Origin of the sequence: Bacillus sp. C30 (assembly GCF_040838255.1) — a bacterium.
Taxonomy (GTDB): domain Bacteria; phylum Bacillota; class Bacilli; order Bacillales; family Bacillaceae_G; genus Bacillus_A; species Bacillus_A mycoides.
In genome coordinates this window covers 1-14,446 of record NZ_JBFPJH010000073.1, presented here as the reverse complement: position 1 = coordinate 14,446, position 14,446 = coordinate 1, and the positions used below count along the sequence as shown (strand labels likewise).

Here is a 14,446-nt window from a genome sequence, read left to right as displayed (position 1 = left end):
TTTTCATTCTCTTACTATACTTTTAAAACATTAGAGGAGGATTTCCAAATGGCAAATCATGAATTAGATCAATTACGTAAACAGGTAGATGAAATTAACTTACAATTATTACACCTATTAAACAAACGCGGTGAAATCGTTCAAAAGATTGGGGAGCAAAAACAAGTACAAGGTACGAAACGCTTTGATCCAGTACGTGAGCGTGAAGTACTTGATATGCTTGCAGAGCATAACGAAGGACCATTCGAAACGTCAACGATTCAACATATTTTCAAAACGATTTTCAAAGCAAGCTTAGAATTACAAGAAGATGATAACCGTAAAGCATTACTAGTTTCACGTAAAAAGAAAAAAGAAAATACAATTGTTAATGTTAAAGGTGAATTGATTGGAAACGGAACACAAACGTTCATCATGGGACCTTGTGCGGTAGAAAGTTTAGAGCAAGTTCGCCAAGTAGGGCAAGCTATGAAAGACCAAGGCTTAAAATTAATGCGCGGTGGTGCTTTCAAACCGAGAACATCTCCATACGATTTCCAAGGTTTAGGAGTAGAAGGTTTACAAATTTTACGCCAAGTAGCAGATGAGTTCGACTTAGCGATTATTAGTGAAATTTTAAATCCGAACGATGTGGAAATGGCGCTAGACTACGTTGATGTAATTCAAGTTGGTGCACGTAACATGCAAAACTTTGATTTACTACGAGCTGTAGGTAAGGTTAATAAGCCAGTATTACTAAAACGTGGATTAGCAGCAACAATTGATGAGTTCATTAATGCAGCGGAATACATTATTGCACAAGGTAATGACCAAATTATTCTTTGTGAGCGCGGTATTCGCACATACGAGAGAGCGACACGTAACACATTAGATATTTCAGCAGTACCGATTTTAAAGAAAGAAACACATTTACCAGTTATCGTTGACGTAACACATTCAACTGGACGTAGAGATTTACTATTACCAACAGCGAAAGCAGCACTTGCTATTGGAGCAGATGCAGTAATGGCTGAAGTTCATCCAGACCCAGCAGTTGCGTTATCAGATTCTGCGCAACAAATGGATATTCCAGAATTCCATAGATTCATGGATGAGTTAAAAGGTTTCAAAAATAAATTATCTTAATTCCATATCATAAATGCACTGAAGAGGAAACAGTAGTGCTTATCTCACTGTTAAAGAGAGCTGATGGCCGGTGTGAATCAGTACAAAGGTAAGCATGAATTACAGCCTTGGAGCATCTTTCCCGCCAACTTTTGGAGAGAAAGACGGTCAAACGATCGTTAAAGAAGAAGAGAGGTAGACGAAAGAAGTCTACAACTAGGGTGGTACCGCGATAAACATCGTCCCTACTGAGCGCTCAGTAGGGACTTTTTTGTACAAAAAAATAGTAAAGGGGCAAGAGAAATGAGATACATTACAGCTGGAGAATCACATGGGCCGCAGTTAACAGTTATTTTAGAAGGTGTACCAGCAGGTTTAACATTAACAGCGGAACATATTAATAAAGAATTATTAAGAAGACAAAAAGGGCATGGGCGCGGAAGACGCATGCAAATTGAAACAGATACAGTTGAAATTGCAAGTGGTGTACGTCACGGAATGACACTTGGTTCACCAATTACGTTAATCGTAAAAAATGATGATTTCAAACATTGGACGAAAGTAATGGGTGCTGAACCAATTTCGGAGCAAGAAAGTAAAGAAATGAAACGTACTATAACGAAACCACGTCCAGGACATGCGGATTTAAACGGGGCAATTAAATACGGCCATCGTGATATAAGAAACGTATTAGAGCGCTCTTCTGCAAGAGAAACGACAGTTCGTGTTGCTGCTGGTGCAGTTGCGAAACAAATTTTGAAAGAACTAGGTGTGGAAATCGCAGGACATGTTCTTGAAATTGGTGGGGTACAAGCGAAGCGTATTTCAAACTTATCAATTGAAGAAATTCAAACGATAACTGAAAATTCACCAGTTCGATGTTTAGATAAAGAAGTAGAACAAGAAATGATGAATGCGATTGATGATGCGAAAAGTAGCGGAGATTCTATAGGCGGTATTGTCGAAGTCATTGCAGAAGGAATGCCAATTGGAGTTGGTAGCTACGTTCATTACGACCGCAAATTAGATGCAAAACTTGCCGGTGCTATTATGAGCGTGAATGCGTTTAAAGGTGCTGAGATCGGAATTGGTTTTGAAGCGGCAAGACAGCCGGGAAGTAAAGTGCACGATGAAATTTTATGGGATGAAGAAAAAGGATACACGAGAAATACGAATAATGCCGGCGGTTTAGAAGGCGGTATGACAACAGGTATGCCAATTGTCGTAAGAGGCGTAATGAAGCCAATTCCTACATTATATAAACCGTTAGCAAGCGTAGATATTGATACGAAAGAAGCGTTCCAAGCGAGTATTGAGAGATCTGATAGCTGTGCAGTACCAGCAGCAGGTGTTGTAGCTGAAGCTGTCGTTGCATGGGAACTTGCCGGTGCACTAGTCGAGCAATTCGGAAAAGATCGCATGGAATTACTAAAACAAAATATTTCGCAACATAACAAATACGCAAAAGAATTTTAATGAAAAGGTGGATTTAACATGCGAGTAAAAGATCAACTATCATCATTACAACCGTATAAACCAGGTAAATCACCAGAGCAAATGAAAGAAGTATACGGGAATCATTCATTTGTTAAGTTAGCATCAAATGAAAATCCATTTGGCTGTTCACCTCGTGTTTTAGGAGAATTACAAAAATCGTGGCAGGAACATGCTTTATATCCTGACGGAGGTGCTGAAGTACTCCGTCAAACAATTGCAGAGAAATTACAAGTGCAAATGGAACAAGTGCTTTGTGGTAGTGGACTTGATGAAGTCATTCAAATTATAAGTCGTGCAGTGCTCTGTAAAGGAGATAATATCGTAACTGCTGGCGCGACATTCCCTCAGTACCGTCATCATGCAATTATTGAAGGCTGTGAAGTGAAAGAAATTGCTTTAAAGAACGGTGTATATGATCTAGATGAAATTTCTTCAGCAGTTGATGAACATACAAAAATCGTATGGATTTGTAATCCGAACAACCCGACAGGCACATATGTGAATGAGCGAAAATTGACTCAATTCATTGAAAGCATTAGTGAAAATACGTTAATTGTCATTGATGAAGCGTACTATGAATACGTAACAGCAAAAGATTTCCCTGAGACATTACCGCTTCTAGAAAAACATAACAACATTCTTGTACTTAGAACGTTTTCTAAAGCGTACGGATTAGCTTCTTTCCGCGTTGGTTATGCGATTGGACAGGAAGAGTTAATCGAGAAATTAAATGTCGTACGTTTGCCATTTAACGTATCTTCATTAGCGCAAAAAGCAGCGACGATTGCTTTTAACGATGAAGCGTTTATTGAAGAAATAGTTCGTGTTAATACAGAAGGATTACAACAATACGAGAGTTTTTGTACAGAAAATGAAATTCCATTTTATCCGTCGCAAACGAACTTTATCTTCTTGCCGGTAGATGATGCTGGGGAAATTTATGAAGCTTGTGCGCATGCAGGGTTTATTATTCGTCCGTTCCCAAATGGTGTCCGTATTACAATCGGAACTAGGGAACAAAATGAAGGAGTGATTTCAGTGTTAAAACAACACTTTGAAAATAAAAAAGGTAAGTCTCGAGATGAGGCAAATGTGTAAAAAGGTAGTATTAATCGGTACTGGATTAATAGGAGGCTCTCTTGCATTAGCGATTAAAAAAGAGCACGATGTAACGATTATCGGTTATGACATATTTAAAGAGCAAGTAGAGCGCGCAAAAGAATTACATGTAGTTGATGAAGTAGCAGTAGATTTACAGCGTGCATGTGAGGAGGCAAATTTAATTGTATTTGCCTCTCCAGTTGAAGAAACGAAAAAGTTGTTACACAAACTTGCATCATTTCATTTACGAGAAGATGTCATTGTTACCGATGTAGGAAGTACGAAAGGGACAATCATGAATGAAGCAGAAGCTTTATTAACAAAGCAAGTTTCATTTATCGGCGGACATCCGATGGCAGGTTCTCACAAAACAGGAGTTGAAAGTGCGAAGGCGCATTTATTTGAAAATGCATTTTACATTTTAACACCGATGAATCATGTATTAGATGAGCGAGTAGAAGAGTTGAAAGAATGGTTAAAAGGAACAGGCTCTCATTTTCTTGTATTAAATACAAAAGAACATGATTATATAACAGGAATAGTTAGTCATTTCCCACATTTAATTGCAGCAGGATTAGTAAAACAAGTTGAGAAACATGCTGGTGATAATCCGCTTATTCATCAACTAGCGGCAGGCGGATTTAAAGATATAACACGTATTGCATCAAGTAGTCCGAAAATGTGGAGTGATATCGTAAAGCAAAATCGAGGGCATTTATTGGAACTATTAGAAGAATGGATTTCAGAAATGGAAGAGCTATATAAGACGGTTTCTAAAGGAGATGCAGGAGAAATACAAAGTTATTTTGCAGATGCGAAAGAATATCGTGACTCTTTACCAGTTCGAAAAAGAGGGGCGATTCCTGCCTATCACGACTTATACGTCGACGTTTTAGATAAAGTAGGGGCATTAGCCCATATCACAAGCATTCTAGCAGAAGAAGAAATTAGTATTACGAACTTGCAAATATTAGAAGCGCGAGAAGGATTGCTCGGAGTTTTACGAATTAGTTTCCAAAGAGAAGAGGATCGAACGCAGGCAAAAATTGCGCTCGGAAAAGAAGAATACCAAACGTATGAAACAATTTAATGAGGAGGGTGACAACGTGAAAGAAAAAACAGTACAAACTGTAAATAACGGATTGAATGGCAAAATTACAATCCCTGGAGATAAATCAATTTCCCATCGCGCTGTCATGTTTGGCGCAATCGCGGAAGGTAAAACAACAATTAAAGGATTTCTTCCTGGTGCGGATTGTTTAAGTACTATTTCTTGTTTTAAAGAAATGGGAGTAGAGATTACACAAAATAGAGACGAAGTTACGGTAATTGGAACAGGATTAGAAGGTTTACAAGAGCCAAAAGCTGTATTAGATGTTGGTAATTCTGGTACAACGATTCGATTAATGTCAGGAATACTTGCAAACACACCATTCTTTTCTTGCGTGCAAGGTGATGCTTCAATTGCGAAGAGACCGATGCAACGTGTAACAAATCCACTAAAGCAAATGGGTGCAAAAATTGATGGCCGAAAAGAAGGAACGTTTACGCCGCTCACAATACGAGGCGGGAATTTAAAGGCGATTGAATATACTTCACCGGTAGCAAGTGCGCAAGTGAAATCAGCTATTTTACTTGCAGGCCTTCGCGCAGAAGGTGTAACAGCTGTTACAGAACCTCATATTTCCCGCGATCATACAGAAAGAATGCTTGAGGCGTTTGGCGTTACAGTAACTCGCGTGGGGAAAACAGTGAAACTAGCAGGAGGACAGAAGTTAACCGCAACAGATGTTCAAGTGCCAGGTGATGTATCATCAGCGGCATTTTTCTTAGTAGCAGGTGCAATTATTCCAAATAGTAAACTACTATTACAAAATGTGGGAATGAATCCGACTCGTACAGGTATTATTGATGTTCTTGAGAAAATGGGCGCTACGTTTACTGTAGAGCAGATTAACGAAGGAGCATCAGAACCTGCTGCAAATATTACAATTGAAACATCGCCGCTGAAAGGAATCGAAATCGGTGGAGATATCATTCCACGACTGATTGATGAAATCCCAATTATCGCTTTAGCGGCAACACAAGCAGATGGAATTACAGTCATTAAAGATGCACACGAGCTAAAAGTGAAAGAAACGAATCGTATCGATACAGTCGTTGCTGAACTAACGAAACTAGGAGCTCGTATTGAAGCGACCGACGACGGAATGATTATTTACGGTAAATGTAAGCTAAAAGGAAATACAGTACATAGTCACGGTGATCACCGCATTGGAATGATGCTTGCGATTGCCGGCTGTATAGCTGAAGGAGAAACAACGATTGAAGATGCAGAAGCAGTAGGTGTATCGTATCCTACATTTTTTGAAGAACTGCAAACGTTAGCTAAATAAAGTGATGAGAAGCAGATATGCAATGTATCTGCTTTTTTATGTTGGCTTTTTTCTTAAATAATGTTGCTTTATTACGTAAGAATTTTATCCTTATTGATTTTATGAGATTTTTACGCATAATTGTAACTAAGGGAGATGGTTCCAAGTTGAGTAAACAGAATATCAGCACAACAGTTTCAGGGGATTTAATTGTTACCCATCTAATTGGCAAGATTAATACAGCTGATGTTTATGAATGGTTTAATGGCTTCGAGCAGGTTTGTCAGCAATTCATTTCCGAGGGTCGGAAATACAAATTGTTGGTGGATAGAAAAGGATACACGCCAGATCATTTTTCTGTTCAAAAAGCATGGAAAGATAAGTTCTTCAATGAAACCATTTTGAATCACAGTAAGGCAATTGCGTTTCTCCTTGAAGAAGGGGAGATAATGAATTATTTACAACAATCCAATACAAAAGAATCCGTAAAATTTTTCGATGATTATGAACAAGCATTAATTTGGTTGAATGAATATCCAATATAAAACCTTTATTGAACCAGTTTCTCTCAATCAACTGGTTTTTTTATGCCCGTAATGTTGCCGTTGTCATAAGTTTCATCACTTTCAATGGTACCTCTTAGCTTCGCAAACCCAAGAGAACGCAAGGCTTTTAATATTCTTATGCCGCCAATAGAAAGCAGTTGAAAAGAGCCTTTATGTTAGATTGTTTCTAAATCGATATCTTTTGTTGAAACATCCTCGTAATTTCACTTACCGAACTACAATAGTTTGAATTATGATATAATTCAAACGAGGAATGGAGGAGAAATATATGAACGTTATACAATTAAAAGAAGATAAGTTTAGAGAAGCATTACGTTTATCAGAATATGCTTTTCAATATAAAGCAAATGAAGAATGGATAGAGCAGAAAATTGCAAGAATGAAGGAAAGCCATCAAATATACGGTATTATGGAAGGAGAAGAGTTAGCTGCAAAGTTGCACTTAATTCCTTTTCATATTTACATAGGAAAAGAAAAGTTTAAAATGGGCGGCGTTGCGGGGGTAGCGACGTATCCGGAATATAGAAGAAGTGGATATGTAAAAGAGTTACTTCAGCATTCACTGCAAACTATGAAAAGAGATGGATATAGTGTATCGATGTTACATCCATTTGCCGTTTCATTTTATCGTAAATACGGCTGGGAACTTTGTGCGAATCGAATCGTATGTCAGATGACAAAGAGCGATTTAATAATTAAAAAACAAGTGAATGGTACAGTGAAACGTTTTAGTAAAGATAATCATCCAGAAGAAGTAGAGAATCTATATGAAACATTTGCAGAACGATTTTCTGGTATGTTAGTTCGCGGACGTAAATGGTGGCTACAAGCGGTGTATCATGATTTAACATTGGCAGTTTACTATGATGAAAATAAAACGGCGGCTGGTTACATTTTATACAAAATAGAGAATTCTAAAATGAAAGTAGAAGAATTTGTCCCATTACATAATGAAGCAAGAATTGGTCTTTGGAACTTCATCTGCCAACATGATTCTATGATTAAAGATCTAGAAATGATACTAAGTGAGACAGAACCACTTCTTTACACATTACAAGAACCACGAGTAAAAGCAGAAGTAACTCCATATTTCATGGGAAGAATTGTAGATGTAGAACAGTTTTTCAAACAATATGAATGGAACTGGAACAACGAAGAGCAAGAAGTAATTTTACATATTACAGATTCATTTGCACCGTGGAATAACGTAACGGTTCAACCTAAAAATAATGAAATAACAATCGTTAAAGAAGAAACAGCAAAAGAAAATGGAATTCAAATCGATATTAATGCGTTATCTACTATTATGTTTGGTTACAAGCGACCGCTAGAATTAAATGAAATAGACTTAATAAGCGGTAGCGAAGAGGAGATACGTGCATTTGAGAATGTAGTGCCGGTGCGTAAGCCGTTTATTTATGATTTCTTTTAATTTTGTAAAGCTTTGTGCGGCATACTAATGTGTAAATAGCAATGTACTATAATTAGTTATAGTACATTGCTGCTTTTAACGAAGCATTATGAATGTTAACCCCTTGACTTTTAATTCATGTAATTTATAATTATAAACGGAATGAATTTTCATTCCTGAAAATTGAGGTGAGAAAAATGGCTAAAAATAAGCAAGAGGATATTTTTGATGCTGCTATAAAACTTTTCGCAGAGCGTGGTTACGATGGTACGACAATTCCGATGATCGCTGAAAAAGCAAATGTCGGCGCTGGTACTATTTATCGCTATTTTGAAAATAAAGAGGCACTCGTTAACTCATTATTTTCAAAAAGCATGCTACAGCTATCTGAAACAATAAAAACTGATTTTCCTGTTGAAGCAAATATTCGAGAACAGTTTAGTCATACGTATAACCGTTTATTTGAATTTGCGAGAAACAATGTGGATGCTTTTCTTTTTACAAATTCGCACTGTGATAGTTATTTTCTTGATGAACAGAGTAAGAAAATATTTGACGATTTTATAGGCTTCTTTATGAATATTATTGAAGATGGAATCGAAAAAGGTTTTCTTCGTCCATTGCCTATAATTGCTTTAATTATTATTGTATATCAACCGCTTGAAAAATTAATAAAAGTAATGGCGACAGGGCAGTTAGAATACTCAAAAGAATTAGTAAAAGAATTGGAAGAAAGCTCTTGGAATGCTATTAGAATCATTTGATTCTATAGCTTTATAAGGACAGGAATGAACATTCATTCCTAAATAAATATAAAAAACGATTACAGGAGATGATATATCTGTACAATTAAAGGAATGAATATTCATTCCGCAAGGAGTGATTTAATAGAATTGAAAAATAATTTAATAGGATAATAGGAATGAACGTTCATTCCGAAATGATATTTTCAAAAACAGGAGATGATTCAAATGAGCAAGCTAAAAAGTTGGAGAAGTTTATCTTTTCTATTATGGATAGTTATTACTATTGCAATGATCGTAACGATGCCTAATATGGATCAGTTAGTGAAGGAAAAAGGGCAAATCACGATTCCTAATACAGAACAAAGCAGTATTGCTGACAAGATGATAAAGGAGATGGATAAAGAAGGGGCTGAAAAGTATGAAATTATAGCTGTCTTTAATAGTGGAAGTAAGAAGGCTTTAACAAATGAGCAAAAAGAGGAAATAACGAAAACGATCAATGCCCTGCAAAATGAAAAAGAGCAATTAGGAATTAAGGAAGTCGTTTCACATTTAGATAATAAAGAACTGGAGAAACAATTAGTTTCTAAAGATAATACGACTATTTTAACGCAAATATCGGTAGATAAAAAACATGGTAAAATACCAAAAATTGTAAATAATCTTCATAAAAAAGTACAAACGAAAGGAGTTACAACGTACTTAACAGGAAGTGATTTAATAGCGGGTGATTTTCTTACATCCTCTCAAGAGGGCGTGAAAAAGACAGAAGTTATTTCGATCATTTTCATTCTTGTAGTATTAATCATTGTATTCCGTTCACCAGTTGTTCCGATTATTTCTCTTCTTACAGTTGGTGTTTCGTATTTAATTTCAATGGGGATTATTGCCCATCTTGTTGATCAATTTAATTTTCCGTTTTCAAACTTTACGCAAGTGTTTGTAGTTGTCGTCCTGTTTGGAGTAGGAACAGACTATAACATTTTATTATATACGAGATTTAAAGAAGAATTAAGTAAACAAGAAAATGCATATTTAGCTACGAAAGAAACGTTTAAATCGGCAGGTAAAACCGTTTTATATAGCGGGATAGCAGTACTAATTGGCTTTGCATCTCTTGCTTTAGCAAGTTTTAAATTATATCAATCTACTTCAGCGGTAGCAATTGGTGTCGCAGTACTACTACTCGTATTAACCACTTTAAATCCATTTTTCATGGTGCTTTTAGGAAAAGGAATGTTTTATCCAGTTAAAACATTTAAAGGACATGAGGATAGTCGTTTATGGGGATTCTTTGCGAAAAATTCAGTAGCAAGACCATTTATCGCTTTAATTATCGTATTCGTGATATCGATTCCATTCGTATTAAAATATTCTAACACGCTTAATTACAATGATTTATTTGAAGTGGATAATAAATATGAATCAAAAATGGGGATTAACGTAATAGAAGAGCATTTTCCGCCTGGTTTTTCTTCACCAAGTACGTTAGTCATTCAATCGGATAAAAAGTTAGATGAGGCGAATTCTTTACAAACTTTAGATGAACTTACTGATAAAATCTCGAAAGTTAAAGGAGTCTCAGAAGTATATTCACCGACGCGTCCAACTGGAGATAAGATTAAAGAATTATATATAAATAAACAAGCTGGAGAATTGAATACAGGCTTAGGAAATGCAAATGGTGGCATAAAAGAAATTAATGAAGGATTAACTGATGCGAAAGATAAAATGGGTAGTAATGACTCAAATAGTCTTGCAAATGTTCAAAAGTTAATTGATGGAACAAATGAAGCGAAAAATGGCGTATCAGCATTAGGGACAGCTTTAAATCAATTATCGAATGGAATAAACAATGGAGCACAAGGAGCGAAGCAAATAGAGGATGGGCTAGCATCATTAAACGGAAATATCAATGCCCTGTCAAATGCAACTTCGCAGCTTCATGCTGGTTATGCTCAGTTAGAAAAAGGTTTAAGTTCGTACGATCAATATTTCGGAAGTATTTCTCAAGCGATTGATGGTGCGAAAAAAGGATATGAACAAATTGAAACGTTAATGAACAATTTCATTCAAACAAAACCAGAATTAGCAAATGATCCTAATGTGCAGCAAACATTAGGAATTGCAAAAGAAGCTCAGAAGCAATTGAGTGTTCTTTCAAATGAATTAAATCAATTAGCGACGCAGCACAAAGCAGCGATGAGTTCATTTAAAGAAGCAAATCAATCATTATTAAAAGTAGATAATGGTTTAAAGGAAATGAACAATGGAGTAACGCAACTACAAAAAGGAGCTGCTGAACTGAAAAATGGATTGAACGAAGGAGCTACAGGTTCAAAACAAATTTCGAACAAATCGGCTGACTTACAATCTGGATTAATGAAAATAAACGATGGGCAAGGACAGTTATTAACTGGACTGAAAGATTTACAAGAAAAGATGGGGCAATTGCAATCAGGTTTATCTAAAAGTACAGAGGGGTTAGGAAAAGTAAGTAACGGTCTAGGTGACGCTCAAAAATATTTAGGAGAGTTAAATGAGTCGAAAAGCTCTGAGAAATTTTATATTCCGAAAGAAGTTTTAGAAGGAGAAGATTTCCAAAAAGCATTGAATACGTACATGTCACATAATAGAAAGATTGCTAAAATGACAATTATTTTAGACGTAAACCCGTATTCAAAAGAAGCGATGCCTATCATTCAAGAAATTAATAAAACGATAGATGGTACGTTAAAGGGAACAGAACTAAATGATGCGAAAAAAGCAATTGGCGGGACAACAGCTAGAAACGTTGATTTAAAAGAAGTAACCGGGCAAGATTTCCTACGTACTGCTACGATTATGTTATTAGGGATTTCGCTTGTATTAATCGTGATTACACGCTCATTCTTAAACTCAATCTTTATTATTGGGTCGTTAATTTTAGCGTACTTTGCATCACTTGGTATAAGTGAACAAATTAGTGCACATGTATTAAACGTAGGGTCATTAAGCTGGAATGTTCCATTCTTTAGCTTCATTATGATTGTCGCTTTAGGAGTGGATTATAGCATCTTCGTTATGATGCGATACAATGAGCTAGAAGGGGATTCAGTAACGAAAATTGTAAATGCATCTCGTCACATAGGAGGAGTCGTATTATCAGCGGCACTTATTTTAGGAGGGACATTTGCAGCGTTAATTCCTTCAGGAGTATTGACACTTATACAAGTAGCATCCGTTGTTGGCGTTGCTCTTTTACTATTAGCTTTAATTGTAATGCCGATATTGTTACCTGCTTTAATAGGATTGACGAGTAAATTGAAGAGTTATAAAGAGAAAATAATGAATACGAAATAAGAAAAACCTGTAGGGAATGTTTTCTCTACAGGTTTTTTGTATATAAAATATGAAATGAAAAAATGATTCAATGTATTACAGAATGAGAAGCGAATAGGGATATTAGAAAGAGGTCGATGATATACAAAAAATAGCTAGGGGAATGGATAAAAACTATTCGATTTCGTTGTAGAAAGCTAATCAACCGTTGCTATTCATCCAGCTTCTACTATATAATAGCTATAGTCTACAATAATTGAGTCGTAATATGCGATTTTTTAAGACAATCGGTGAGAAAACGCTGAAATAAGCGGTATTAGTAGGAGGACACAAATGATTACAGTAAGTAACGTTAGTTTGCGTTTCGCGGATCGCAAATTATTTGAAGATGTTAACATAAAATTCACGCCAGGTAATTGCTACGGTTTAATTGGAGCAAACGGTGCTGGTAAATCAACATTTCTAAAGATTTTATCTGGAGAAATTGACCAATCAACAGGTGACATACATATTACGCCAGGTGAGCGTCTAGCAGTATTAAAACAGAATCACTTCGAATATGAAGAGTTCCCTGCACTAGAAACAGTAATGATGGGTCACACACGTCTTTATAAAGTAATGCAAGAGAAAAATGCAATTTACATGAAAGAAGACTTTAGTGATGAAGATGGCATGCGTGCTGCAGAACTTGAAGGTGAGTTCGCTGAGCTAAACGGTTGGGAAGCTGAGTCAGAAGCTGCAATCCTTCTAAAAGGATTAGGTATTGGTGAAGATATTCATGATAAAAAGATGTCTGAATTAACAGGGGCAGAGAAAGTAAAAGTATTACTTGCTCAAGCTTTATTCGGTCAACCTGACATTCTATTACTAGATGAGCCTACCAACCATTTGGACTTAAAAGCGATTCAATGGTTAGAAAACTTCTTAATGAACTTTGAAAATACAGTTATCGTTGTATCCCATGACCGTCACTTCTTAAATAAAGTATGTACGCACATGGCTGACCTTGATTTCGGTAAAATTCAATTATACGTTGGTAACTATGACTTCTGGTATGAATCAAGCCAATTAGCATTAAAACTAACGCAAGATTCTAACAAGAAAAAAGAAGAAAAAGTAAAAGAGTTACAAAACTTTATTGCACGCTTTAGCTCAAATGCATCTAAAGCGAAACAGGCAACTTCTCGTAAAAAATTGTTAGATAAAATTACATTAGATGATATTAGACCATCATCACGTCGTTATCCGTTCGTTGGTTTCACACCAGAACGTGAAGTAGGAAATGACCTATTAACAGTTGAAGGTATTTCGAAAACGATTGATGGCGAAAAAATATTAGATAATGTGAACTTCACTTTAAATAAAGGTGATAAAGTTGCATTTATCGGACGTAACGATATTGCGATGACAACATTATTTAAAATTCTTATGGGTGAAATGGAGCCAGATAGCGGTTCATTCAAATGGGGTGTAACAACATCTCAAGCTCATTTCCCAAGAGATAACTCTGAGTACTTCGAGAACAGTGATTACACTTTAATTGATTGGTTACGTCAGTTCTCTCCACAAGATGAGTCAGAAAGTTTCTTACGTGGTTTCTTAGGCCGTATGCTATTCTCGGGTGAAGAAGTAAAGAAAAATGTTTCTGTTTTATCTGGAGGAGAAAAAGTTCGTTGTATGTTATCTAAAATGATGTTAAGCGGTGCAAACGTATTAACACTTGATGATCCGACGAACCATTTAGACCTTGAGTCTATTACAGCATTAAACAACGGTTTAATCACATTTAAAGGAACATTACTATTCACTTCTCATGACCATCAGTTCGTACAAACAATTGCAAACCGTATTATCGAAGTAACGCCAAACGGTGTAGTTGATAAGGTAGCAACGTATGATGAGTTCTTAGAAAGTCAAGAACTTCAAAAACAAGTTGATGCAATGTACAAAGGTCAATAATAAATGATTAAAACCCTCGCTTTCTTTTATGAGAGCGGGGGTTTTTTAAGTAAACAAATATTCGTTTTAATATAAAGTGGGGGGAGGATTAAAATGAATAATTATTCAAAAATAACATTAGCGATGGTAAGAAATTTTTGAAGCGTGGATAAACCCTGAAATGATGAAGAAATGGTTTTTTACATTGGAAGGGACGGATAAAGTAACGGGAAATACTCCTGAAGTAGGAGGGAGTTGGGAAACTATTGATCATCGTGGCGGAAAAGATTATGGAGTAATTGGGGAATATATCGAAATGAATCGTCCTAAAAAAAATTAGTATTTATATTAAAAAAGCCGCAGTTTAGTGAATTATTAGATAAAATC

General features: G+C 36.0%; 11 protein-coding genes and 1 other annotated feature. All 11 genes read left to right on the top strand.

The genetic code is table 11. The annotated features are described in order from the left end of the window. The first annotated feature begins 48 nt into the window (after nt 1–48). Nucleotides 49–1,125, top strand: coding sequence for a bifunctional 3-deoxy-7-phosphoheptulonate synthase/chorismate mutase (locus AB3X49_RS09955; RefSeq protein WP_002189979.1), 1,077 nt, complete (start codon nt 49–51; stop codon nt 1,123–1,125). Between the two features lie 9 nt (nt 1,126–1,134). Continuing rightward, nucleotides 1,135–1,354, top strand: a binding site (T-box leader). A gap of 53 nt (nt 1,355–1,407) precedes the next feature. After that, on the top strand, nt 1,408–2,580 hold the full coding sequence (gene aroC, locus AB3X49_RS09950) for a chorismate synthase (protein WP_367961806.1): 1,173 nt from the start codon (nt 1,408–1,410) through the stop codon (nt 2,578–2,580). A gap of 18 nt (nt 2,581–2,598) precedes the next feature. Beyond that, on the top strand, nt 2,599–3,699 hold the full coding sequence (gene hisC, locus AB3X49_RS09945) for a histidinol-phosphate transaminase (RefSeq protein WP_002066031.1): 1,101 nt from the start codon (nt 2,599–2,601) through the stop codon (nt 3,697–3,699). Beyond that, a complete protein-coding gene (tyrA, locus tag AB3X49_RS09940) occupies nt 3,692–4,792 on the top strand; it encodes a prephenate dehydrogenase (protein ID WP_002131144.1) in 1,101 nt (366 codons plus the stop codon). The genes hisC and tyrA overlap by 8 nt, the downstream gene beginning before the upstream one ends. A gap of 16 nt (nt 4,793–4,808) precedes the next feature. Continuing rightward, nucleotides 4,809–6,098, top strand: coding sequence for a 3-phosphoshikimate 1-carboxyvinyltransferase (gene aroA / locus AB3X49_RS09935; protein WP_002013437.1), 1,290 nt, complete (start codon nt 4,809–4,811; stop codon nt 6,096–6,098). A 17-nt stretch (nt 6,099–6,115) separates the two neighbouring features. Continuing rightward, entirely contained in the window at nt 6,116–6,622 is a 507-nt protein-coding gene (locus AB3X49_RS09930; RefSeq protein ID WP_033734078.1) for a SpoIIAA family protein, read from the top strand. A 289-nt stretch (nt 6,623–6,911) separates the two neighbouring features. Next, complete coding sequence (locus tag AB3X49_RS09925) at nt 6,912–8,075, top strand: GNAT family N-acetyltransferase (RefSeq protein WP_367961803.1); 1,164 nt, start codon at nt 6,912–6,914, stop codon at nt 8,073–8,075. A gap of 176 nt (nt 8,076–8,251) precedes the next feature. Next, nucleotides 8,252–8,818 (top strand): TetR/AcrR family transcriptional regulator, encoded by a 567-nt coding sequence (locus tag AB3X49_RS09920; RefSeq protein WP_002013443.1) that lies wholly within the window; start codon nt 8,252–8,254, stop codon nt 8,816–8,818. 207 nt (nt 8,819–9,025) lie between these two features. Further along, entirely contained in the window at nt 9,026–12,142 is a 3,117-nt protein-coding gene (locus AB3X49_RS09915) for an MMPL family transporter (protein WP_367961800.1), read from the top strand. A gap of 312 nt (nt 12,143–12,454) precedes the next feature. Further along, nucleotides 12,455–14,080 carry an ABC-F family ATP-binding cassette domain-containing protein gene (locus AB3X49_RS09910; protein WP_002032778.1) on the top strand — a complete coding sequence of 542 codons (1,626 nt, stop codon included), beginning with the start codon at nt 12,455–12,457 and terminating at the stop codon, nt 14,078–14,080. Between the two features lie 160 nt (nt 14,081–14,240). Further along, the gene (locus AB3X49_RS09905) at nt 14,241–14,399 is read left to right on the top strand and encodes an SRPBCC family protein (protein WP_002032780.1); all 159 of its coding nucleotides are present in this window, start codon (nt 14,241–14,243) and stop codon (nt 14,397–14,399) included. Nucleotides 14,400–14,446: the final 47 nt, after the last annotated feature.

Bases quoted from the DNA above. Each gene is read 5' to 3' on its own strand.
- AB3X49_RS09955 (WP_002189979.1), top strand. From the start codon at position 49: ATGGCAAATCATGAATTAGATCAATTACGTAAACAGGTAGATGAAATT.
- aroC (WP_367961806.1), top strand. From the start codon at position 1,408: ATGAGATACATTACAGCTGGAGAATCACATGGGCCGCAGTTAACAGTT.
- hisC (WP_002066031.1), top strand. From the start codon at position 2,599: ATGCGAGTAAAAGATCAACTATCATCATTACAACCGTATAAACCAGGT.
- tyrA (WP_002131144.1), top strand. From the start codon at position 3,692: ATGTGTAAAAAGGTAGTATTAATCGGTACTGGATTAATAGGAGGCTCT.
- AB3X49_RS09930 (WP_033734078.1), top strand. From the start codon at position 6,116: ATGCAATGTATCTGCTTTTTTATGTTGGCTTTTTTCTTAAATAATGTT.
- AB3X49_RS09925 (WP_367961803.1), top strand. From the start codon at position 6,912: ATGAACGTTATACAATTAAAAGAAGATAAGTTTAGAGAAGCATTACGT.
- AB3X49_RS09920 (WP_002013443.1), top strand. From the start codon at position 8,252: ATGGCTAAAAATAAGCAAGAGGATATTTTTGATGCTGCTATAAAACTT.
- AB3X49_RS09915 (WP_367961800.1), top strand. From the start codon at position 9,026: ATGAGCAAGCTAAAAAGTTGGAGAAGTTTATCTTTTCTATTATGGATA.
- AB3X49_RS09910 (WP_002032778.1), top strand. From the start codon at position 12,455: ATGATTACAGTAAGTAACGTTAGTTTGCGTTTCGCGGATCGCAAATTA.
- AB3X49_RS09905 (WP_002032780.1), top strand. From the start codon at position 14,241: ATGATGAAGAAATGGTTTTTTACATTGGAAGGGACGGATAAAGTAACG.